The 23,921-nt window shown below is 40.1% G+C and carries 17 protein-coding genes, 1 pseudogene and 1 riboswitch; of the genes and pseudogenes, 9 read left to right on the top strand and 9 right to left on the bottom strand.

Going from position 1 to position 23,921, the window contains the following annotated elements; all coding sequences use genetic code 11:
• Positions 1-504: 504 nt before the first annotated feature.
• A complete protein-coding gene (locus BLL40_RS14715; protein WP_073712620.1) occupies positions 505-2,655 on the bottom strand; it encodes a sensor histidine kinase in 2,151 nt (716 codons plus the stop codon).
• Positions 2,636-3,331 carry a response regulator transcription factor gene (locus BLL40_RS14710; RefSeq protein WP_083566556.1) on the bottom strand — a complete coding sequence of 232 codons (696 nt, stop codon included), beginning with the start codon at positions 3,329-3,331 and terminating at the stop codon, positions 2,636-2,638. Before BLL40_RS14710 ends, BLL40_RS14715 begins: the two co-directional genes overlap by 20 nt.
• 1,375 nt (positions 3,332-4,706) lie before the next feature.
• Here BLL40_RS14710 and BLL40_RS14705 point away from each other — a divergent pair.
• The 3 genes from BLL40_RS14705 to BLL40_RS17445 are packed head-to-tail and all read left to right on the top strand — an operon-like array spanning position 4,707 to position 6,730.
• Positions 4,707-5,156, top strand: coding sequence for an OsmC family protein (locus BLL40_RS14705; protein WP_073712618.1), 450 nt, complete (start codon positions 4,707-4,709; stop codon positions 5,154-5,156).
• A gap of 22 nt (positions 5,157-5,178) precedes the next feature.
• Positions 5,179-6,564 (top strand): protoporphyrinogen oxidase, encoded by a 1,386-nt coding sequence (locus BLL40_RS14700; protein ID WP_073712617.1) that lies wholly within the window; start codon positions 5,179-5,181, stop codon positions 6,562-6,564.
• Between the two features lie 19 nt (positions 6,565-6,583).
• Positions 6,584-6,730: a hypothetical protein gene (locus BLL40_RS17445; protein WP_159434229.1), complete on the top strand. Its 147-nt coding sequence runs from the start codon at positions 6,584-6,586 to the stop codon at positions 6,728-6,730.
• 192 nt (positions 6,731-6,922) lie between these two features.
• Here the strand turns inward: BLL40_RS17445 and BLL40_RS14695 are convergent, their stop codons facing one another.
• Positions 6,923-7,624 carry a DUF2306 domain-containing protein gene (locus BLL40_RS14695; protein WP_073712616.1) on the bottom strand — a complete coding sequence of 234 codons (702 nt, stop codon included), beginning with the start codon at positions 7,622-7,624 and terminating at the stop codon, positions 6,923-6,925.
• Positions 7,625-7,846: 222 nt separating this feature from the next.
• Between BLL40_RS14695 and BLL40_RS17585 the strand changes: the two genes are divergently transcribed.
• Together BLL40_RS17585 and BLL40_RS17850 are read left to right on the top strand one after the other, a co-directional pair.
• Entirely contained in the window at positions 7,847-8,023 is a 177-nt protein-coding gene (locus BLL40_RS17585; RefSeq protein WP_173799931.1) for a hypothetical protein, read from the top strand.
• 358 nt (positions 8,024-8,381) lie between these two features.
• A riboswitch (cyclic di-GMP riboswitch) is annotated at positions 8,382-8,466 on the top strand.
• Between the two features lie 310 nt (positions 8,467-8,776).
• Entirely contained in the window at positions 8,777-10,843 is a 2,067-nt protein-coding gene (locus BLL40_RS17850) for a methyl-accepting chemotaxis protein (RefSeq protein ID WP_073712615.1), read from the top strand.
• A 216-nt stretch (positions 10,844-11,059) separates the two neighbouring features.
• Here the strand turns inward: BLL40_RS17850 and BLL40_RS14685 are convergent, their stop codons facing one another.
• Positions 11,060-11,284, bottom strand: a complete 225-nt coding sequence (locus BLL40_RS14685) for a hypothetical protein (protein ID WP_073712614.1) — start codon at positions 11,282-11,284, stop codon at positions 11,060-11,062.
• A gap of 338 nt (positions 11,285-11,622) precedes the next feature.
• Between BLL40_RS14685 and BLL40_RS14680 the strand changes: the two genes are divergently transcribed.
• Positions 11,623-12,603 (top strand): GGDEF domain-containing protein, encoded by a 981-nt coding sequence (locus BLL40_RS14680; protein ID WP_073712613.1) that lies wholly within the window; start codon positions 11,623-11,625, stop codon positions 12,601-12,603.
• A gap of 354 nt (positions 12,604-12,957) precedes the next feature.
• Here the strand turns inward: BLL40_RS14680 and BLL40_RS14675 are convergent, their stop codons facing one another.
• Positions 12,958-13,764, bottom strand: a complete 807-nt coding sequence (locus tag BLL40_RS14675; protein ID WP_073712612.1) for a YitT family protein — start codon at positions 13,762-13,764, stop codon at positions 12,958-12,960.
• A gap of 140 nt (positions 13,765-13,904) precedes the next feature.
• Here BLL40_RS14675 and BLL40_RS14670 point away from each other — a divergent pair, with 140 nt between their 5' ends.
• The gene (locus BLL40_RS14670) at positions 13,905-15,095 is read left to right on the top strand and encodes an AI-2E family transporter (RefSeq protein ID WP_073712611.1); all 1,191 of its coding nucleotides are present in this window, start codon (positions 13,905-13,907) and stop codon (positions 15,093-15,095) included.
• A gap of 276 nt (positions 15,096-15,371) precedes the next feature.
• Here BLL40_RS14670 and BLL40_RS14665 read toward each other — a convergent pair whose 3' ends face one another.
• Positions 15,372-18,380, bottom strand: coding sequence for an efflux RND transporter permease subunit (locus BLL40_RS14665; protein WP_073712610.1), 3,009 nt, complete (start codon positions 18,378-18,380; stop codon positions 15,372-15,374).
• Positions 18,381-18,509: 129 nt separating this feature from the next.
• Between BLL40_RS14665 and BLL40_RS14660 the strand changes: the two genes are divergently transcribed.
• Positions 18,510-19,352, top strand: a complete 843-nt coding sequence (locus BLL40_RS14660; protein WP_073712609.1) for a TetR/AcrR family transcriptional regulator — start codon at positions 18,510-18,512, stop codon at positions 19,350-19,352.
• 26 nt (positions 19,353-19,378) lie between these two features.
• Here the strand turns inward: BLL40_RS14660 and BLL40_RS14655 are convergent, their stop codons facing one another.
• The 3 genes from BLL40_RS14655 to lepB all read right to left on the bottom strand — a co-directional run bounded on the left by BLL40_RS14655 (position 19,379) and on the right by lepB (position 22,912).
• Positions 19,379-19,858 (bottom strand): hypothetical protein, encoded by a 480-nt coding sequence (locus BLL40_RS14655; RefSeq protein WP_073712608.1) that lies wholly within the window; start codon positions 19,856-19,858, stop codon positions 19,379-19,381.
• 127 nt (positions 19,859-19,985) lie between these two features.
• Positions 19,986-21,956 (bottom strand): methyl-accepting chemotaxis protein, encoded by a 1,971-nt coding sequence (locus BLL40_RS14650; RefSeq protein ID WP_073712607.1) that lies wholly within the window; start codon positions 21,954-21,956, stop codon positions 19,986-19,988.
• Between the two features lie 407 nt (positions 21,957-22,363).
• Positions 22,364-22,912 carry a signal peptidase I gene (gene lepB, locus BLL40_RS14645; protein ID WP_073712606.1) on the bottom strand — a complete coding sequence of 183 codons (549 nt, stop codon included), beginning with the start codon at positions 22,910-22,912 and terminating at the stop codon, positions 22,364-22,366.
• A 210-nt stretch (positions 22,913-23,122) separates the two neighbouring features.
• On the opposite strand from lepB, the pseudogene BLL40_RS14640 reads away from it, so the two are divergent.
• Positions 23,123-23,917 (top strand): annotated as a pseudogene (locus BLL40_RS14640) (nucleotidyltransferase domain-containing protein).
• Positions 23,918-23,921 lie beyond the last annotated feature (4 nt).

Below are 23,921 nucleotides of genomic sequence, written 5' to 3'. Positions count from 1 at the left end.
TTAAATACGTCAATTCTTCTAACCATGCTGTTTCTGCACTCATGCTTTTCACTCCCGTTATTTTATTCTTTTGTTTCTATATGATAACGTTTGCATACTTTTTGTAACCGTTTACTTTTCTTTTGTGTGTTTCTCTTTTCTATACATGTATCATAATATTCATTTATAAAGTTATCCTAAAGTGCATCTAAACTAACGATAAATTTTCTGTAAATTTTAAATACAATAAATATTCAGTCTGTTAACGTTTTCATATTTTTTTGTAACCGTTTATTTTTCTTTCGTGTGTTTCTCTTTTCTATACATGTATCATATAATTTATTTATAAAGTTATCCTAAAGTGTATATAAACTAACGATAAATTTTCGATAAATTCTAAATATAATAAATATTCTATCAATATTCTTTTTTTATTAGGCTCTTCCCGTCGCCTAGATGAATCCATTCTTACATTCTTTCGCAAAGAAAAGAGCGGACACTAATAAATAGTATCCGCTCAGGTTATTAAAAGTCTGATATTTCAACTAACGGCAGCACAATTGTAATCGTCGTTCCTACGCTTACTTTGCTTTCCACCAAAATCTGTCCTTCATGTGCATCAATAATTTTTTGAACAATCGACAAACCTAATCCATTTCCTTTAATTTTTTCGGTTTTTGTCCTCTTCTCTCGGAAGAATGGAAGAAAGATTTTTTCTTTATTATTTTCTGATATGCCGATTCCATAATCTTTAAACGTAATGATCACATTTTCACCTTGTTGATAGGCGGAAATCTCAATTTTTATTTTTTCGCCATTTTTTGATTTGGTATATTTGACGGCATTCTCCAATATATTAATAAATACACGATTCATTTTCTTCGGGTCGACAAAAATGAATAGTGAGCCGATTTCATAGTCTTTCGTAATTTCTATATCGGATCCTTCTGATCGGATCGCAATCATATCCAATGATTGCTCTAGTAAGAAATCGAATGGGATGACTTCTTTTATATAATCTCCATCATCATCCGTGCTCATTTCAAATAGATCATTAATTAATTGGATAATATGGTTGCTACGCAGTAGAATTGAATTCATAATTTCTTTTTTCTGTATATCAGGTAGTTGTGGACGATTCACTAAAATTTCCGTGTACTCTCTGACGGACGTTAATGGCGTTTTTAAATCGTGAGAAATTTGTGACATAAATTCTTTTCGTCGTTTTTCCGATTCTTGAAGTTGCTGGTTCGTGTTAACTAACTGCTCATTGGCACTTTCTAGCTCTTTCGTCCGCTCTAACACTTTATCTTCTAATTGATGGGCTTTTAAATTTAATTCACCAACCAATTCTTGAATTTTTCGGTTCATAAAGTTAAACGCTAACGCCAAGTTGCCAATTTCATCTTCTTGCTTAATAGGAAGTTCTTTCACAAAATTGCCGTCAGCACTCTCTCTTAGTGCATTCGTTAACTGATCAATAGGCTGAGTGATCGTTCGTGAAAATCGATACGTCATATATAGTAGAATGGCAATTCCGAAAATTAAAAATACGAAAAGATGGGATAAAAAAAGAAGCATATGCTTGTTCGTTTGTGCCTCTGTACTTTTAACAATCGGTTCTACAATATCTGACTCTGAAATAATAAAGTTAAGAATCCAACCGTTATTTAATGACGAAGATAAAAGATAAGCATCTGAATTCGAATATGGGATTTGCACGATGCCTTCTTTATTTTTTAACGCACTTTTCATAATCGTTTCGTTTTTCCAAATCGTTTCTGCTTTCGTTTGTCCCGAGATATAATTCCCTTTATCATCGATTAAAAAGGCAAAGGCGTTTGGTTCACTGAATTCAACATCCATTAATTTATTTGTAATGTTTTCAATTGGAACATCTAAACCGACCATTCCTTTAAAAACGCCATTAGACGTATAAACGGGTGCTCCAGCAGAAATAAGCCAATCCTCTTTCGTTACATCGCCGATCGGTTTAGCTGACCATATATAAGGTGTTGTCCATTTCACTTTACGTTTGGGATTCAACGCCACTGTATAAAATTCGTAATCTTGAAAACGCAGATCTGGTGAAAACGTCTTCTCTGAAATAGCTGTCTCTACATCGAGATATGGATAATAGAGCCATGATGATGTTGGCAGCGATAAGTAAACGGCATTGATCATAGATTCATTTTTCATTGTTTGAACAAACAATGGTTCCAGTTGCTTAGCTATTTCCAAATCATTGATTGTAGCCTCTGGTGAATCACTTGATAAAGAACTAATAAAAACATTTGTTTTTTCAAATTTATCTTCGAATTTTTCCCACATGTAACCTTCTTTCCCTTTTGTCAAATTCAGTTTATTTGTAAGAGCTTTATTAGGCTGGCTATAAATCGTTTCCGCTTGTTTTTGAATTAACCTTAACGTGTTTTCGAGATTGTGCAAATCGGTGTTCAAATTTTGTGTTTCTTTTTGAAGATACAACTGTTTTTGAGACAAAACGGCTTTTTTCGTCTCCGCTATATGATCTTTCATAATTTGATTCGATAAATTGCTTCCTTGGTACATGCTGTACGCTGCGATCATCACGAACGGAATAAAAGAGATCATCGTTGTAAATAGTAATATTTTAAAATAATAGGATTTCCTAAAATTAAATGGACGTTTGCACAAACTTGTACCCTACCCCTCTCATTGTAATGATGTAGGAAGGGTTTACTGGATACTCTTCAATCTTCTTCCTCAAGTTTGAAATATGCACGATAATCGTACTCTTCTCACTAAACGAATCATACCCCCAAATTTGATCGAGTAGCTGTTCCGCTGAAAATACTTGATTAGGATGTTGGACGAAAAAGGTGAGCAACTCAAATTCCTTGGCTGTTAATTCAATGATTTTTCCATTCCGTGTCACTTCCCGGGCAGACAGATCGATCACAATGTCATCAAAAGAAATTCGCTTCTTAAAAGCGTTTTGATTATGATTGATCGTATTTCTTCTTAAGTGCGCTTTAATACGGGCGATTAACACTCTCGAATTAAAGGGCTTTTCAATATAATCATCTCCTCCCATCGCAAAAGCTAAAATCTTTTCCCGGTCCTCATTATTACAGGTTACATACAGGATCGGTACAGCCGTCAATTCGCGCAGCTGCTGGCATAAATCAATTCCGTTCATATCGGGTAATTCGATGTCTAATAGAATAAGATCCGGTTCGTTTTCCCGAACTTTTTTAATTGCTTCCATTCCTGTTCCGGCAATTGTATAGCCAAACCCTTCAAGAGATAAATTCATTGAGATAATCTTCTGTATATCCACATCGTCTTCAACTATTAAAATTTCATCCAAGTTTATCTGCCTCCATTTATACGTTTTTAAAAATCACTTTCTTAATTTTCTGAAATATATTGAGAAACTTGACAAGAAATTCATGTATTTTCTTAAGTATGATTATCAAAATATAAAAGCGCTTTCAATATTTTTAAAAAATACACGACATGTTGAATTTACAAAGTACAATACAGTTAAAATGAATCAATCAAAAATCATCGTTGAGCCACCTTTCCGATTTCCTTTTTTTATATATTTTAACACAACAAACCAATCATTTTCACTTCCCAATCGCCTAAATTCAACAAATTTTTTTATAAAAAGCCACAAATATGTAAAACAATGATAATTGAAGAAAAAGAATGAATTAGTGAGAAAAAGGGACATGTTACTCGCTTTCATTGCCAATGTTATCGTTTACATCGGGATTGTTTCCGTTTACATCCACTTTGATAAAAAGTACGTGATAACCGATAATTAAGGCATACCAAATAGGAGGAGGAGAACAGACATGAACGTCGTAAAAGCAGTAAAAGCCGCAATGAATGCTTATGGCAAACAGCTCGTCAAAGTACAGGAATATGGACTTGTGATCGAACAAAACAAATAATTTAAGAATAGGAGAATGAACATGAACTTTATTAAAATAGTTAAAAAAGCAGTAAACACTTATGGGGAAAAAATTGTTAAAGCACAAGAATACGGAATTTACATGGAACAAAAAAAGTTTGGTCATAAAAGATGAAAGTTGTGATTTTATATAGCAGAATAAATCCTAGTGACCCACCATTAACCGCTTCTCAAAAATAAAAAAGAGAATCGGTTTTTTTTGTGTGCACAAAAGACTCTTTAGAGTAAATCTGATCTCCTATCCATTTCTTCATAAAAACGATTTGATTCTAAAACATCCCTAAACGTATCTGCGCTGGTAAAAGTACTAAAGAAACTGAATATAAAGACAATGACATCAATTAATGACTTTTCAACATGATTGTCCCTTCACTTTTAATTATAAGAATATTATAAATATTAAACACACAATCGTAAAGTGCATTCATAACTATATTCAGATGTATCTTACACGATACCAAAACAGCTCCTTTTCTCATCACTCATCCGATGTCTTATCTACGGTAATATGGAAATCAAAAGCAGGATCGTTCTTTTCAATAAAGTGATACTTCATTCAGTGGGGGTTAGGTTCACAGGATGTGACGTTCTTAGTCTGCCTTCCTCTCTCCCCACTGAATAAACAGGAACTCAGGTAAAGAACGCCGCGTCCTGCGGCAATACCTGAGTGACCAGGCTCTGCCTGGCCCGAACCAATCGGGCTTTTACGGGCAGTTGATCCCCTGCTTATCCTTCGTTAAACTGAACGGAAGGAGATGATTTTATGGCGGAGCATATCTTTCATTTAAAAGCGGACTGGCCGGGTGCTCGAAATGATGTCGGGACAATTAAAGCAGGAAATTTAATAACGAACGTGTCCATCCCGCCTGAAATGAATGGTCCAGGCATTGGTACGAATCCCGATGAGATGCTGCTCGGAGCAGCCGCAACGTGCTACATTATTACGCTTGCTGCGATGCTTGAGCGTAATAAGCTCGAAAAGGTCTCCCTCACAATGGAATCAGAAGGCATTGTCGATGTGACGAACGGCATCATGACGTATAAAAAAATAATTCATCGACCGGCAATTGTGTTAAAAGTAGATGCAACAGAAAAAGATGTCCAGCTTGCGCATAAACTGGCAGAAAAAGCGGAACGATCATGCATGATCAGCCGCGCAATTAAAGGAAATGTCGAAATTGACCTGCAGACAGCTGTTGAAAAAATGCTATGATAATGGCGAGGAGTGAACATTTATGAAAACAGCTGTCATTATCGGAGGCGGTATCACAGGCTTGTCCGCCTTGTATTATTTACAGAAACAACAACAAAATCTACATGTCATTCTCGTTGAACAAAACGAGGAACTCGGCGGTAAAATACGCACGGTGAATAATGATGAATTCATTATGGAAGCAGGCGCCGATTCGATTGTCGCGCGAAGCGAAGGGGTGATGCCGCTCATCGAAGAACTTGATTTGCTTAATGAACTCGTCTATAACGAAACGGGTACATCCTATATTTATACCGACAACATGCTGCATAAAGTTCCCGAAGACACTATTTTCGGCATTCCTACAAGTGTCGATTCACTGTTTAGCAGCACATTAATTTCAGAGAAAGGCAAGCAGGAAGCGATGCTTGACTTTGAAAAAACGGAAAACCCCTTTACAATCGACAGTTCAGTTGGCTCATTTTTGACGTATTTTTTAGGTGAAGAAATCGTCGAAAAACAAATTTCTCCGATTTTATCCGGTGTGTATTCAGGGAAACTGGATACGTTGACGATGAAATCCACATTGCCCTATTTACTTGATTACAAAAATAAGTATGGCAGCATCATTAAAGGATTTTCCGAGAACAAAAAAACCTTTCAATCTGCTGGTAACAAAAAATTTATTTCCTTTAAAAACGGCCTCTCAACACTTATTGACCGTCTTGAGGAACGTTCCGGTCATGCCGAATTTTTAAAAGGCGTTCGTGTAATCCACATTGAAAAAACGGACGCTGGGTATGAACTTTCATTTGATAACGATAAACATATTCACGCTGATTTTGTCGTGTTGAGTACTTCGCATGACGCTGCACAGCGCATGTTGAATTCACCGGAACTCGATGCCGATTTCAACGAGTTGACGAATTCTTCGCTGACGAGCGTCTATATTGGATTTAATATTTCCAATGAACGCCTCCCCGACGGGACCGGATTTATCGTCACAGAAGGCAGCGATTTAATGTGTGATGCATGTACATGGACAAGTCAAAAATGGGCGCATACCTCTTTACATCACCATTTATTAGTCCGATTATTTTACAAAAGCTCGAATCCAAATTATGAAGCATTGAAACAAATGAATGAAGAGGCATTAACGAAGGCAGCGCTGTCTGACATTCAGAAAAGTCTCGGTCTAATCGAAAAACCGCATTCTGTTAACGTAACACGATGGACAAATTTAATGCCCAATTACCATTTGCAGCATAGTCAAGCCGTCTCATCCTTATCACAAAAAATGGCGGACCTTTTTCCAAATGTGCTGCTCGCTGGCTGTTCATATTACGGTGTCGGCATCGGGGCATGTATCGCCAATGGCAAAAAAATCGCGGATACAATCGCGGACTCCGGAGAAACTAACGTGAATTGATTTCAAAGGAGTGTGTTAGATGACCAAAAAAGAAGAAAAATACGATGAAGTGTTCGAAAAAAATGTCAAACAGATTCAAAGAGAAAAAAATCAAAAACTCGAAGAAATCGCAGGTGTCCCCGATCAGCAAAACCGGATGAAAACGGTAGAAAATCGGCGCATGTGACTCATCACATCTTCTTGGTATATTCCAAGGAGATGTTTTTATGTATGTGAAAACATGATTAAACGGCAAAAAACAGCTTATTTGCCTTGTGTACTTTTTTAGCTACACCTCCTCTCTACTCCTATAGGATGCAGTGCCTGCTTCACAGCCATTTTCGTCTGTTTGGAGCATAAATTTGCAGCACGGATCGATTTATGTTGGAATATCCGGTTTCTTTTTTCCGTTAAATTTTTTCGTGTAATATATCGCGAGCCCTATAATAACGGGGGTTACTATAATCGTTGGCAGGAACCATAAGACAATGCTGACGGCTTCGATGTTGAGCAATCTCGGTGCGCCAAAAACCGTAAATGCTGTTATCGTGGCGATCGAGCAGCCTAGCATTCCGCTAAAATGTTCAAACCACCAGTGCATGTTCTTCTTTGGCTTTTGAAGCCAGTACGTTAATTGGGTTGCACCTAAGAATACGCCAAGCAATGGAAACCATGACAGCAGGACAAACTCCTGTATGAACCCATACACACTGATGCAAATCGCGGATGTAAGAAGCAAAATAGGAAATCCTATATCTAGTACGTTTTTATGAATGCCCTTTCTCCCTTTAAACCGCAGCACACGAATCCCATAATACACAGTCGACGAACTTAAAATCGAAATAAAAAGCAAAAACAATGAAAATGAGAACATTTCAACAGAACTAGACGGGTCTAAAAGACGATATATACCCATGTAAAAAGCGGATAAAGCCACCATCGTCATTCCTCCTACATACACCCATCCAAACAGACGATGAAGCCTTCCTCCTTTCTTTGTGACAACGGGCAGCCAAAATGTGAACAGAGCCGTAAATCCTCCAATGATATGTAGAATTTTAATTCCCTGAAATAGATCCATTCATTTCCCTCCTTTTTCAATGAATCTAGCTTAACTTTGTAAATAGTACCACATAATCACAAATTCTTTATGAAACATTAATGGATTATTGTTAATTTTTTGTAAATTTAGACTTTTGTATTTTAATTCATGATATAGTCACTATGCTTTATCTTTCGTTTCTTTTACTTTGTAAAGGGAACGGCATGCTTCATCAAATCCGTTTAATAGGAGGAGTTATTCATGGATTCTAATTGGAAGAAAAAATTTCTAGTTGGTGGAATGGCAGCTACTTTAACACTTAGTGGATTAACGGGCTGTGCGGATGGAGAAGATCAAGATAATAATGTTGAAGATGAACAACAAGAAGATCAAGTTAAAGAGACTGAAGATGGCACGACTAATGAAGAAACGGAATAAAGTGAAACTTCATTCAGTGGGGGTTTTCTTCATCCCCACTGAATGTTAGTTGAACCAATCGGGCTTTTACGGGCAGTTGATCCCCCCGCTTATCCTTCTTTTCTTTTCAAAGTCTTGAAGCGGGGGTCTTACTGCCCGTTAATGTGGGATAAAGAGGGCATTGAAAAGCCTGCGATTTTAAATGAGTAAGTAAATCTCAAATCAAAAAAGGCGACATTTCGTTGAAAATTTAACGGAATGTCGCCTTTCTATTTTCAACGAAAAAGATAGGTAAAACGAACTGGTAAAAATATCGATTTCATTGTAATTATGTGAAAATATGTTATAATATGTTATGATTATACTAATTAAATAATTTTATCGATAATGGCAAACGGATTGACAGATAAAAACACATTGCTACGGACCTAAAGCCTTTTGGCTATGGCAGCCGGATGACCGGAGGAAACTTACAAAAAAGGGGGCCTTGTTTTCAGGCGTACCTTTTTTATTTTGCAGAAAGGTGTTATATCTTGTATCCACTAAAGACTTTAGAAACAAGGGGGAATGTTCATCACCACTTTCATCCTATTTATTATCTGAATAGCCGGACAAAGATACATTATGAGATGCTTTCCGTCTCATGAATTTTTCCAATTCCATATACGATTTTCGAGAAGCGAATACTCTGATTTTAAAACCATTATTGAGTTAGAACAAATTATTTAACGTTATTTTCCGCAAGAATTGTCATGTCAATTGGGGGTAAAATATTTGTTTAAAAAAATAAGAAGTATACAAGCACAATTTATAGCAACTTCAGCTATTGGGATTCTATTTACTTTATTAATAGTCGGCGGCATCATGAGCTATCAAATTACTAAACAAGCTAAAAATGATTTTCTAGATAATTCAAAAGAACAAATGATGATTGTTGAGAAATCGATAGGCATTTTTTATGATCAAATAGATAAAGATATTCAAATGATGGCTCAACATCCATTAATTATGCAAGCGGATACATCTATTACAACATATAAAAATAACAGTCAAGAAGTACAAATGACACCTTCTAAAAATGGAGGATTAGAACAAAAAATATATGATGCATTTAAACTGTATGCAGATACACATCCAGACACAATGTATGTGTATCTTGCAACAAAAGAAGGAGCATACCTTACGTGGCCCGAAACAAAAATCAACGAAAACTATGACCCTACCACTAGAGGATGGTATCAAACGGCTATAGGCGGTAATGGGGATATCGTCAGGACAGCCCCGTATATAGACAGTATTACGAATTCAATGGGGACAAGTAATGTGAAGACATTCACGGATAAGAACGGGAAGCTATTAGGAACAATAGGAATCGATGTTCAGCAATCTGTTATCAGTGACATGTTAAATGAAATGAGGACAGGCAACACAGGTTTTTCTATGATCGTACATAATACGGGCATTATTATGGCGGATGGAAATAACGCCAAAAATAATTTCAAAAAGATAGAAGAAGTAAAGATCGAGGGGTTAACAAAGGTATTATCAAAAGATATAAAACCCTTTTATGCAACGATTAAAGGAAAAAAATACATGGTTTCTCCATATAAAGTAAAGAACACCGACTGGACTTTAGCGTCATTTATATCCGAGGATGAATTAACAAGTGGGGCTAAAGAGATGACCAAAACGATTTTACTTATTTCGGTTATTGTTCTCATCTTTACTCTTTTATTAAATATTTTAATTTCAAAGCGAATCACTACACCGATCATTAAATCAGCTGAAAGTTTAAAAATCATTGCAAGTGGTGACTTTTCCCAAGAGATTGACACAAAATACTTATCAAGAAAAGATGAGATCGGAACGATTTCTAATAGTATTCGTGATATGAGAAATTCATTAAAACAGTTGGTTGAAGAGATCATTATTGTATCGAATAATGTAACGAGCGAGAGTGAAGAACTTACACAATATGCAGATGCAGTAACGACTGGCAGTCAACAAATTGCCACAACGATGGATGAGTTGGCAAACGGGGCAGAAATTCAAGCTCATTCGTCATCATCACTTAATGAAAAGATGATTCAGTTCTCTCAAGAAATCATGCATATCGTTGATAAAGGTGAAGATATAAAAGATCAATCACACACCATGCTCAAGATGACGAATAATGGAAGTGAATATATGGAAGAATCCATTCGGAAAATGGACCATATTAATGATAAAGTGAAACATTCACTCTCCATGGTCAAAGGATTAGATAACAAGACGAATGAAATTACAAAGCTAGTGAAAGTAATTGAGGAGGTTGCAGAACAGACAAACTTGCTGGCACTTAACGCATCCATTGAAGCTGCCCGTGCAGGAGAACAAGGAAAAGGTTTTGCGGTCGTAGCAAATGAGGTTCGAAAGCTCGCGGAACAAGTTGGGCATTCTATTTCTGATATTACAAACATTGTTAAAGATATTCAATTAGAATCAAAACAGGTGGTCAAATCGCTAGATGATGGATATGAACTAGTAAATGAAGGCACAAGTCAAATCCAAACGACCGGGGAAACATTTAAAAACCTCAAAGAAACCATTCATTTAGTTGGCACTCAAATTGAAGAAATGGCATCATCATTATATACGGTGTTAGATAATACAAAATCTATTAATGATTCCATTGAAAACATAGCATCTGTTTCAGAAGAAGCAGCTGCAGGTATTGAACAAGTGTCGGCTACTGCTCAAGAATCAAGCAGTTCAATGGATGAAGTTTCTGGGAGTGCAAAATCACTAGAGGAAAGCGCAGCTAATTTGAATGATCTTATACAACAGTTCAAAATAAAATAAGGTGCCAGTCACTCCCCTAAGTTTGATAGACTTCGTCAAAAGACAGGTAGAGACAGAGAGTCATTATGGCTCTCTGTTTTCTTTTTCAGCCGCTCATTTTTCTTAGAGTAGATTCATAGAAAAGATTTATGTTATTTCCTTGGCGCCGAAGAGCTCCGCTAAAAAAGACATGCGGTCTTTTTCAAAATCATCGTCACATTCAATGACTGTCTCTTCTTATTTAAACCAGTCTGGGAGCATCTCTTTCCCGGCTGTTTTTTTCGATTTGTCATTCTCTTTCGCCCTAGCAGGTTCCATCGCTTCTGTGACACGTTCTTTCCCAAGTGTTTTCTCAAACATTTCCCGTTCCGATAAAGAATCATCTTCTGTTGAAGTCTTTTGTTTGTTACTCTCTGTTATAGGTGTGGCCAATAACGTCATATCGGCTGTCTGATCAGACATGTTCAACCTGTCACCGTGATCACTTGGGCTCAACAGCGATTCCATCATCTCATAATCAATCGTATACCATTTCGTTCAGTCAAATGCCATTACGCTAAATTTGTCTGTAAGCAGTAAGCGTTGTTTCTCAAGTCCTTTTAACGTGCGGCGAATCGTCGTCACTGATCAAAATAGAAATTGTTTCCACAAACCTTCATACGTGTTATACCCCTAGCTTTTCCCTTCAATGAAGTGACGCTTTTTTTCATCCAATAATGAAGTTGTTGCAGGATAATCGCTTCGTTTAAGCCAATTCTTTCTGCAAGGTCTGGTAAAATAAGCAGCAAAGGAGGGTAAAAATGAAGCTGTTAAGGCGGTTTCATTACTGGTCATTCCATACGATTCGTGGCCAGTTTTTAGTAAGCACTGTCTTTTTGCTGTTAATCGGTGGCGTGTTGGCGGTGATCCCCCTCGCTGTATTTGTGTATGACGAGCGTGAACAGGAAATGAATACTGAATTTTGGCGCTCGTTGTTTATGATCGGCTGGATTTTATTGTTCGTTTTTCTTATTGCCTTCGTCGTAATCCGGCTTCTCATGAAGCAAATTATTTTCCCGATTGATAAACTACTTGAAGGAACGGTCATCCTGCGGCTTGGCGATTACAATCATCGCATTTCCGATCAAGTACTTGATGAATCGCTCGATGAATTTAAAGCCTTGTACAATGCCTACAACGAAATGGCACGTTCACTTGATCAAGAATTTTCCCTCAGGCAGCAGGCCGAAAAAAAACTACAGCTAGCGAATGAAAAACTAAAGCAGCTTTCGTTTACCGACAGTTTAACTGGTATCGGCAACCGCCGTTATTTCGATGAAACGCTCGAACAATCCTTTATAGAATCCGCACAAAAGGAAAAAGCACTCTCACTTTTACTGCTCGATATCGACTTTTTCAAAAGTTATAACGACCGGTACGGACATGATGCAGGTGACAAAGCTTTGCGACTCATCGCGATGACTATTGAGGATACGGTTAAAACATCAGGTGCTATTGCAGCCCGATACGGAGGTGAAGAAATGGCCATCATTATCCCACCTGACGTGCCTAGTGAAAGTTATGAACTGGCCGAACTCCTCCGGCAATCGGTTAAAAACTTACGCATTCCACACGCAGATTCGCTAGACGGAATTATTTCCGTCAGCATTGGTACCGCCACGATATGGCCTCGCTCCGATCAAAAACCCGAACTGCTCATTCAGCAAGCAGATCAAGCCCTGTATCAATCGAAACGGAATGGCCGTGCTCAGACAACTATATATGAATCCATGATTCCGTGAAGCGTCGCTTTACGGTTTTTTTACGAGGAAAGAAGTGACTCAAATTTAGTTTCAATTTTTACACGTTCACTGTACACAACAAGGAGAAAGGGGGACTTTCAGTATGGCTAAAACAGTACAGCTGCAATTCAACGCTTTAGAAGGCGGAAGCGCAAGCCTCACGATTGATGCACCGATCGAACCGGTCAATGCTGTAACCGTTTAGCAGGCAATAGATGCGATCATTGCGTCCAGCGCGTTCATTGCGGAAACCGGACCATTTCTTTCTGCCAAAAAAGCAATTTTGATCGACCTCGAAGTCACAGACATCCTGTAATCCAAACGAAGCCGATCCAAAATGGATCGGCTTTTTCCTTATTCGCGGTGAAACAATCCGACCACTTCGACGGTTTGCGTAATGTTCACAAACGCAGTCGGGTCCACATCGTGAATGATTTGCTTGACCTCATTTAGTTGATAACGTGTAATAACCGTCATGAGCATCATCCGCTTTTCCCCGGAGTACGCCCCTTTTGCATCCATTACAGTAATGCCGCGATACAAACTTGCAAGCAGCTTTTCACATATATCATCTCCTTTAGAAGTGACAATGTTAAGTGTCAGTTTAATATGTTTCGTGTGAATACTGTCAACGACTTTTCCTGTCGCATAAATCCCAATCAGTGTATTTAGTGCTGTGTCCCAGCTAAACAAAAACCCAGCAAACACGATAATCACAGCATTCATCATCGACAATAATAAGCCGAGTGGAAAGTCTTTTTTCCGTGCTAATAGCATCGCGATAATATCCAAGCCGCCAGTTGATGCCGAGGCACGGAATGTAATGCCTGCCCCTAGGCCGGTCAGTACACCGCCAAATAAAGAGGACAAAATCGGTTCGCTTGAAAGCTTGATGACCGGCACAACATAGAGCCCGATCGACAATGTGACGACGGACAAAATCGTGTAGGCAATGAACCTTTTACCCAGTTTCATCATACCAAGAATAAGAAGCGGTAAATTGAGCAATAAGTTCAGCACACCAGTGTTGAACGGCGTTAGAATACCGAGCATTATCGCAATACCACTTAAACCGCTGCTCAAAATTTCGTGTGGAATAAAAAAGAAATTGTAAGCGAATGCCACAAGCATCGCGCTGCCAATGATTAGGACAATATTCATGTGATAACCTCCCTTTTTCTTCATTATAAGAGAGAATTTATGATCAACTTAAAAAATAGTTTTTTCAGATATGCGGAAAATGCGTGTTTTTTAAGTTAGTGCGTTATAATTAATAAAAGACAGTATGAGGAGTTGGCGTCATGAAAGAAAACGAGCCGCAACGGCCACCGCTCGTCCGCTTTTTAGGCGGACGCACCTCGATTTTCGTTTTAAGTATTGTGCTGTTAATTGGGCTTATTATTATGGTTTTTTCCCAAATATCGTTCATTTTTGACCCGCTGAGCGGTTTCATCGGGACGGTGGCCCTGCCCGTTATTTTATCAATCGTCGGTTACTATTTATTGAGCCCGCTCGTTAATGGATTACAGCGGTATAAAATAAAACGCGGCTGGGGCATTTTACTTGTGTTCATCGTATTATCTGGCTTGATTACGATACTTTTGTTAACCATTCTTCCCTTTTTACGGGATCAAACAGAAGCGTTAATCGCGTCATTCCCTGGGTATGCCCGTCAGCTTGGCATGGACATTGATATGTGGGCACGCAATTCACCGTTCGAAACACAGTATATGGAGATTTCAAAGAACATGCAGACGAACGCTGAAGAGTTTCTCGGCTCACTCACGCAAAACTTTTCCGATATCGCCGGTCAGACGTTAGACAGCGTTACAGGCTTAATTGCCAAGCTTACTAATTTCGTCGTCTCGCTCGTCACCGTTCCATTCATTTTGTTTTATTTATTAAAAGACGGTACTAAATTGTACAAAGGACTCCTGCACGTATTGCCGCCAAAAATGCGCGGACGTACCGGTGCGATGCTTATTGAAATGGATGAACAGCTTCGTTCCTACATTCAAGGGCAAATGCTTGTCAGTCTTTGCATTGGGATTATGATGTACATCGGATTTTTAATTATCGGTTTGGATTACGCCCTGTTGCTTGCCGCAATCGCCAGTGTCACGAGCATCGTTCCCTATCTTGGGCCGGTCATCGCGATCACACCAGCAATCATCATTGCCATCGTCACATCACCATTTATGGTGCTTAAACTCGTCATCGTTTGGACGATCGTACAGTTACTTGAAGGTAAATTGATTTCTCCTCAAATTATGGGGAAATCACTCCAAATTCATCCGGTTACGATCATTTTCGTCTTACTGACAGCTGCCCATTTATATGGCGTCGTTGGGGTACTTATCGGTCTGCCAACATACGCGCTCATCAAAGTATTGATTCAATACTTGTTTGCCCTTTACAAACAACGGTATAACCGATTTTCTGAAAAAGAAACCGACCGCTACGCCATCGTTGAAAATGATGATCATGTTTAACTGATTGTGAGCCGGGTAAACATCAACTATACAAAAATAAAAGAAGTTGTTTAGCCACATGGCTCATGATAAAAAGAAACTTGGTGACAAAATCAAAGGCGAAGTAAAAGAACGAATCGGCATATCAAAAGATCACCATTCATTATAAAAAAGGATGCCCTATTTTAGCCCAGGGCATCCTTTTTTATATGCCATGCCGCTCGATCCTTCCTTAAATTCGCATATAACCCTACAGAAAAGGCAGCCTCTCCATTGAAAGACTGCCTGTAACTGAAACTATGCTTTTTTCCGCATCCATTTCGACAACGTTTCATACACAATCGGAACAATCACAAGTGTGAGTAACGTTGAACTCGTCAATCCACCGATAACCGTAACGCCTAATCCTTTTGAAATCAATCCGCCGCCTTCAAGTCCTAAAGCAAGTGGGAACAGGGCCCCGATTGTCGCAAGCGCCGTCATTAAGATCGGCCGCAATCGTGTCGCTCCCGCTTCAAGCAATGCCTCACGCACAGGCAATCCTTCTTTTTCTTTACGAATAACTCGGTCGATCAACACAATCGCGTTCGTCACGACAATTCCGATCAGCATTAAGGCACCAATCATGGACGAAATACTGATCGTTTCATCTGCAATCAACAATGCGACAAGTGCACCAATAACGGTAAACGGAAGGGAGAACAAAATCGCCAGCGGTGCAAGTCCTCCGCCAAATGTGATCACAAGAACGAGATACACAATCGCGACAGCAGCCAGCATTGCCAAGCCAAGCTGTGTAAAAGATTCATTAATATCCTGCGTTACACCGCCCATTGATACGTCTACACCAGATGGCAAATCAAGCGCTTCAAGTTCCGCCTGTATATTAGCAGACGCGGCCGATACATCATCGCCTTTAAGCTCACCGCTCACATCAACAAACACTTTTCCATCACGGCGCGATACCGTATCAGACGTCTTGCCTTCTTCCACCGTCATTACATCCGAGATCACAACAAATGTGCCAAGCGGTGATGTTACTTCTTTCCCTGTTAAATCTTCAATTGTTTCATATGTCTCCACTGGTACATCTAAATACACATTGACGTCCTTGCCATCTTTTTCAATGGTCGTCAATACGGGACGTTCACGCATAGGACTTAGTTCCATTGCAATTTGACCCGCTGTTAAGCCCGCTGCGGCCAGTTTTTCTTGATCGGCAACGAGTGTATACTCCTCATACGAATCAGCTAGCCCCGTTTCGACCTTTTTAAACGACCCGCTATCCTTCATAATCGCTTCAATTTCATCAGCAACTGGCTCAATATCTTCCACCGTTTCGCCGTATACATTCACCGCAATCGCGTTGCTGCCGGCACTTGCCGAAAAGTCTTGCGACGCCCACTCGCCTTTCTCAACACTCGCCTGCAAATTAGCGATGGCTTCTTCTTTTTTCGCACTAAAATTCTCTGTTTCCTCATTATACATCACATAGAACATCGCACTGTTCGATTGGCCTGGACTCATCGGATTTTCACTGCCGACTGAATACTGAACCGTCTCAACATCCTCAATATCCATAAAATAGCTTTCTGCATCCGTTGAAATATTCGCCACTTCCTCAAGCGTCTGCCCTGGTTCCGGCGAATACGTCACGATGACCATTTTCTCTTCTTCACCTGGCAAAAAGCTGACGCCGATTTTCGGCACAAGCAGAAAACTTCCTGCTAGCAGCAAAATCGCCGCTAAAAACGTGATGATTTTATGATTCAATGTCCAGTTCAACACCGATTTATACCATGCGGCCAGTTTCCCCGGCTTCTCTTCATGTGTCTTCGCTTTAACCCCACGCTTAAACATCGTATGCGCAAGCATCGGCACAATCGTTACCGCCACCAAAAGCGATGCCAAAAGTGCAAACACAACCGTTAACGCAAACGGCAAGAATAACTCTCCGACCGTCCCTTCAACGAGGCCGAGCGGCAAAAATACCGCGATCGTCACAACGGTAGACGACAGAATCGGCACAAACATTTCTTTCGTCGCTTCCCGGATCAGTTCCTTGCCCCGCAATACTTCCTCTTCAAGCGACAGCCTTCTATAAATATTTTCTACGACCACAATCGAATCATCAATCACGCGGCCAATCGCCACCGTCATCGCACCGAGCGTCATCACATTTAACGTAATATCCATCTGTTTCAACAAAATGAGCGCAATTAAAATCGACATGGGTATCGAAATAACCGAGATCACCGTCGAACGCACATCACGTAAAAACAGCATAATGATAATGACGGCAAACAACGCCCCAAACAATGCTTTACTTAACATCGTCTTCACCGACTCTTCAATTGGCGCACCTTGGTCAAATGTCGATGTAACCGTCAGTCCTTCTATATCTGCTTCAAATTCTGTAACCTTCTCTTTCACAGCATTGACAACATCTACCGTATTCGCGTCAGCTGACTTCACAATTTGCAAACCGATCGATTCTTGACCGTTCGTTCGTGAAATCGATTCTGCTTTCCCGACAAATTCAATGTCCGCAAGATCAGACAGCTTCACCGGGCCAATTTGCATATTCTTCAAATCATCCAGCGTCGAAAGATTGCCATCAATCATTACCGATTTTTCTGTATCGCCAAACGTAAATAATCCGAGCGGTGCCTTCATATTGGACGCTTGAATCATTTGCTTGACCGTTTCTTCATCTAATTGAAGCTCCACCAATTTCTCTTCGTTAAAGACGAGCGTCGCTTCTTCCACCTGCTGACCAGAAATTTGAACCGATGCCACTCCATCTACACCTTCAATTTCCGGTAAAATCTCTTCTTCCACTGTCGCAGTCAGTTCCGGCAGCGTCAAGTTTTTATCAGAAAGACTGAGCGACATGACCGGAAATGCGTTAATGCTCAAGCGAGAAACGTCCGGCTCCTGCACATTTTCAGGAAAATCCACATTCGCAAGCGCTTCTGTTGCTTCCTGCTCCGCTTTTTCCATATCGGTTGAGAATGTATATTCCACCTGCACAGACGACGCATTTTGATATGACGTCGAGCTGACGACTTTCACTCCATTTAAATTTTGCAGCTGTTTTTCAATCGGTTCCGAGACGCTGTCCGCCACTTCTTGCGGCGTCGCACCCGGATACACCGTCATGACCGTCACAATTGGCGGCGTAATATTGGGAATCGTCTCGAGCTTCATCGACAGCCCGGAATATAAACCCGAAGCAGTGATAATGATCGTCATCAGCCAGACAGCGAATTTGTTTTTTAAAACGAAATGAATCAAGCCATTCATGAAAAATCTCCTTCTGACCAATCGGTCACTTTTTTTATAAATATATATGACCAATTGGTCAATCGTCAATGAAATAATTGTTTCAAAAAAGTGACCATTGGGTCATAATAGACAAATGAGGTGACCATCATGAAAGAAAAAGACAAACACATCATTGAACAAGCGATAAAATTATTTGCAGAAAAAGGATTCAGCGCAACCTCGGTTCAAGAAATTGCGACTACGTGCGGAATATCAAAAGGCGCCTTTTATTTGCATTTCAAATCAAAAGAAGCACTGTTGCTTGCCATTTTGCATTATTACTTTCAATTAATGTACGATAAATTGACTGTCATTGAAGAGGAAGATTTAACGCCACGGGAAAAATTTTTGAAGCAAATCGAATGCCAGGTGCGTGAAATTCATCATCATAAAGAATTTATCATTATGCAGGCACGTGAAAATGCCATTCCGTTTAACGATGAAATTGAAGCCTTTATTTTCAACATGCGTCTGGAAACGCATCGATTTTATAAAAAGGGGCTCACCTCCATTTACGGTGACAGAATCGAACCGTATTTCTGGGATTTATCTACTGCACTGCAAGGTATTCAGCATTCGTTTATTCATGTCCTCATGATCGACAAAGCGGACATCGATTATCATGAGTTTGCCACATTCCTCTTAAACTGTGCGGACGATATAGAAGCAGGCTTCAGAAAAAGGGGCGCTCACCCTGTCATTGATCCGGCTGTCATGAATGAGTTGTTTAAAGAAAAACTAAATGACAAAACGATCCTTGACTGGCTGTCTCAATTGAAAAATGACTGGAAAGACGAAAATATTTTGATCTCACTCGACGTCATTGAGCAAGAATTAAAAAGCGGATCACCGCGCCTTCCCGTCCTGCGCGGTATGCTCGCCAATTTGCAAGAAGAATCTGGACTTCGTGAGTTTATGCACGTTGTCAAAGAGTATTACCACGTAAAATAGACCGCATTTGCATGCGGCCTATTTCTTTATTTCGTATACGGACGGAATCCTTCTTCTAACAGATACCGTTCTGCTTCTTTAAAGGATTCAAAGCTTTCTTCTAAATTGAGCCCTGTGTACACATTCCACAATAAATCCTCATTCGCGAGAAGAAGCGTTTGACCTTCACGATTCCGCCATTCCTGTTCTTCAGATAAAGGCACTTGTTCGATCACTTCATCTTCCGGTTTATCTGAAAGATAGCGAATTGAATCTGCAATCGCTGCGCGCAGCTCTGCTTCACTCGCCTCACGAATATTCACAAGTCCTTTATCATTCACGTTATAGCCCGGCAAATCGGCGACGAAAACAAAGCCGTTTCCGTTTGGGTGAAGGTGATGAACAACAACCGTTTTTTCATACAAGCTGTCTTCAAAATGGTAATTGACGCGCTTCATCGAAACATCTTTCGCCGTCAACTGCGGAAATGTCTCGATAATCGCTTTTTTTTCTTCAAATGTGAGCATAGTGTGCCTCTTTTCTGTTGTTTGTGAGTAGTAAGTATATCATATGTATTATCACATTTTAATCGCAATGCAATTCGTCTATACGTTTCCCCCTCTATTTCCACCGATTCGTTCCTAAACATTTAAGTTAGTCTGTTTTAAAATGATGGACACTGCTGTGGAGTTGTTCGGAGCTTTCACGCAGTTCTTGAATACTCGTACTCATCTCATTCATCCGTTCACTTTGAACCACACATTTTTCAGCAATGTCTTCAATGTAGCTTTGCGCTTCATTGGATGCGCCTGCAATCGTTTCATTTGCGGCGTTCACCTCTTCCGTCCCGGCTGCCACTTCATCTGTCGCAGTCGTGATCGCCTTCAACTTCAGGGCCATGCCGCGAATTTCTTCAAGCACATTCATGAATGATTGTCCCGCTTCTCCTGTAATTATTTTTCCTTTTTCTACATACTCGCTGCTTTCTGTCATCCGTTTTGCGGACTGCTCCACTTCCTCCTGCATCCGATTGATCAATGACTGTATTTGCCCCGTCGCATCGTCTGTCTGTTCCGCAAGCTTTCGAACTTCATTAGCGACAATGGAAAATCCTCGTCCATGTTCACCTGCACGTGCTGCTTCAATCGCAGCGTTCAGCGCCAGCAAATTAGTCTGAGAGGAAATGGCAGAAATCGTGGACAGAAAGGAGCCAATTTCCATTGTATTTGACTGAAGAACGTCAATCGTTGCTGATAAAGCATAAACCGATTCATCAATGATGTTCATTTGCCCCACTGCCTCTGTGATGATGCTATGACCTGTTTCCGCCGCTTCTTTCGTTTTCTCTGACTGGCCGAATAAGTCTCCTGACGCTTCTGTAATGTCTTGAAGCCTGTGCGCCAGAGCCGTTGTCGTCTGCACACATTCAGCGGTCATTGCTGTCTGTGTCGCCGCGCCCGATTCAATCTGCCGCATCGATTCCAACATGAACCCTGTTTCATCGGTCGTCGCCTTCGTCAATGCTGACAATGACACCGTTGACTCTACAACATGCGACGCAGTTTGTTTCACCCCAACGATAATCGTTTGTATTTCAGAAATTGTTTTATTAAACGCAGATGCAAGCTTGCCGATTTCATCCTTTCTTGATATGTCAAGACGCGCTGTTAAATCACCTTCTCCACTGCTAATTTCTTCAAGCGATCCCCTCATCTCATCGAGAGGCTTCATCAATCGTCTCACAACAAAATAGGTAATAAAAATAACAAGCATTACGCTGATCAATGCCGCCAAACCTGTGTACCATTGCGCTGTTTGCATGACTTCATTGGACAGCGCCACGACAAGCATTTGCCCATTAGATAGCGACTTGGCAAAATACATAACACTTTTTCCATCAATCGTATCCTTCCACTGTTTTCCATCTGTTATGCCTGCTCCAAGTGACACTGATTCATTCGTGGACGCCACTACATCACCTGATTCTAATACAACAGCGGCATATTTCACTTCGTCACCTAATTCATGTTTCAAACTATCAATCATCGGCACAACGCCAATGTGCTGATCAAGCTCCTTCAGCATGGCTCCATCGCGTCCAACCTGCACAATGCGCAAATCATTCCAGCCCGTTACCCCGACAAATTTATAAAACTTGTCATCGACAGAACGTACCGCTGCTTTTTGCGTCACAACTGTCTCTTCACCCGTTAAAAGCTTCATAAATTCATATGCTTGCCCATCCGGATCGCTTCCGAAATTAAACTGAACAGACGGGGCCATATTTGTTAAAATCGTATTCCCCCTTTCGTCTGTAATCCAGAACTCATCAAGACCAGATTTCTTAGCAAGTGTGACTAGCTCTTCATACGTTGTTCCTTTCTCAAACAAAAGCGAGGTCATCGCCGCTTGGCCAACCATTTCTTTTTCTAGTATCGATTCCGCTGTCTCACGTGCCACAATCATATCTTCCAATCCAAACTGAATGGATGATACGACCGCTTCTCCTTTTTGTACAAGCGACTTTTCCATCTGATTCGTCAAAAAGAATGAAAACGCCACAAACACAAGAACGAGCGAAATAATAATCGGGGTTAATATTTTCCATTTAATCGAGATATACATAAAATTATGATTCCTTTCTAGGTTAAAGTACCCATCTATCATGACATTTTATATGATTCTATTCATTCTGACTATTCAATTTACCCAAATTTCATAAAAATAAAGTGAAACTTCATTCAGTAGGGGTTAGGTTCACACGATGTGAATCATGCAGACGTTGTCACAGGACGTGACGATCTTAGTCTGCGTTCCGAACTCAGGTAAAGAGCACCGCGTCCTACGGCAATACCTGAGCCGGCCCGAACCAATCGGGCTTTTACAGGCAGTTGATTCCCCGCTTATCCTTCTTTTCTTTTCAAAGTCTTGAAGCGGGGGTCTTACTGCCCGTTAATGCGGGATAAACTATTCTATTCGTTGATAGCCATTTAATATGTAAACAAAAAAACGTCCCTGGCACGGAACGTTTTTTAATAAGCCTTAATCGAACTCAATGGATAAAACCGCAGCTGTACTTCGCCAATCACCGAATCTTCTCGAATCAAACCGAAAGTGCGGCTGTCTTTGCTCACTGATCGGTTATCTCCAAGCACAAACAAATACCCATCCGGCACTGTATCATGAGCCGTCAATTCCGCTAACGTAAAATCAGCGGTCAACTTCTGTCCGATGATCAGACTTTCTTTATTTTCCTCTAAATAAGGCTCATCTACCGCTTTTTTGTTAATATAGAGCACATCGTCTTTCATCTCAACCGCATCACCCGGCACACCGATAACACGCTTTATATAATTATCTTCGGAATCAGGTGCATGAAACACAATCTGATCAAAACGCTCAACATTCGTCATCTTGCTTACAATCACTTTGTCATTATCCTCAAACGTCGGTAGCATCGACTCCCCGTGCACAACAACACCCTCAAAGAAAAAATACTTACATGCAGCCGTCACAACAACCGCCAGTACGATCGCTTTTATCCATGACAAAATCTCCGCTCGCATCGACTCCTGCTCCATACATGCACATCCCTTTTATTTTTATATTTCGATATTATTATAGCATGCTTGTTTGCATTTTAATTCTCATATGATTCTAGTAAACATTCCTTACTTCAGCCTTTTCCCATTCTTGTTTTTGAATTGACGAAATGGACATCATCACACATAGTTAAGAAAAGAAACATAACGAGTCAAAGCTACCTTACAATTTTTATGGAGGGATTCGTAATGAACAAAATGATCCTTGATGCACTGAAAAAAATCGAAACAGACGACAATGTGAAAATATTGTACGCATGCGAAGCCGGAAGCCGGGCGTGGGGATTTCCATCGAAAGCCAGTGATTATGATGTCCGGTTTATTTACGTGCATCCGGCCGATTATTATCTAAGCATTGATCTAGTCGGTGTCGGTAAAAAACGTGACGTAATTGAGCTGCCCATCAACGATTTACTTGACATAAGTGGTTGGGAGTTGACGAAAGCATTGAAATTGTTCCGTAAATCGCATCCGCCGCTTTTGGAGTGGCTCCGATCCAGCATTGTCTATTACGAAGCCTTTTCGACGATTGATCAGATGAACATGTTGAGCGAAAGCATTTTTGCACCGTCGTCCTGCCTGTATCATTATCTAAATATGGCGAACAAAAACTTCCGTGAATTTTTGCAGGCCGATCATGTGAAAATAAAGAAATAATTTTATGTTTTACGCCCCGTGCTAGCTGCAAAATGGATTGCCCTGTACAATGAATTCCCGCCAAATGAATTTCATACACTGCTTGGACGCATCGTACCGGACGGACCATTAAAAATAGAAATCAAAACATTACTTAAACGAAAAAGCGTTGGTGATGAACTTGATCTTGAGCCAAAAATCAGCATGATCAATACTTTTTTGACAGAAGAATTGATCATGCTTGAAGCATATGCTAAAAGCGTCAGCTTCCATATCCCAGATCCAACACCGCAGCTCGACCAACTTTTTCGAAACACTCTTAAAGAAGTTTGGGGATTCTCTAAATAAAACG

This window comes from Domibacillus mangrovi, assembly GCF_001906925.1.
In the GTDB taxonomy this organism is placed as follows: Bacteria; Bacillota; Bacilli; order Bacillales; family Domibacillaceae; genus Domibacillus; species Domibacillus mangrovi.
The sequence above is the reverse complement of the archived record's forward strand: the minus strand, read 5'-3'. Positions and strand labels throughout refer to the sequence as shown.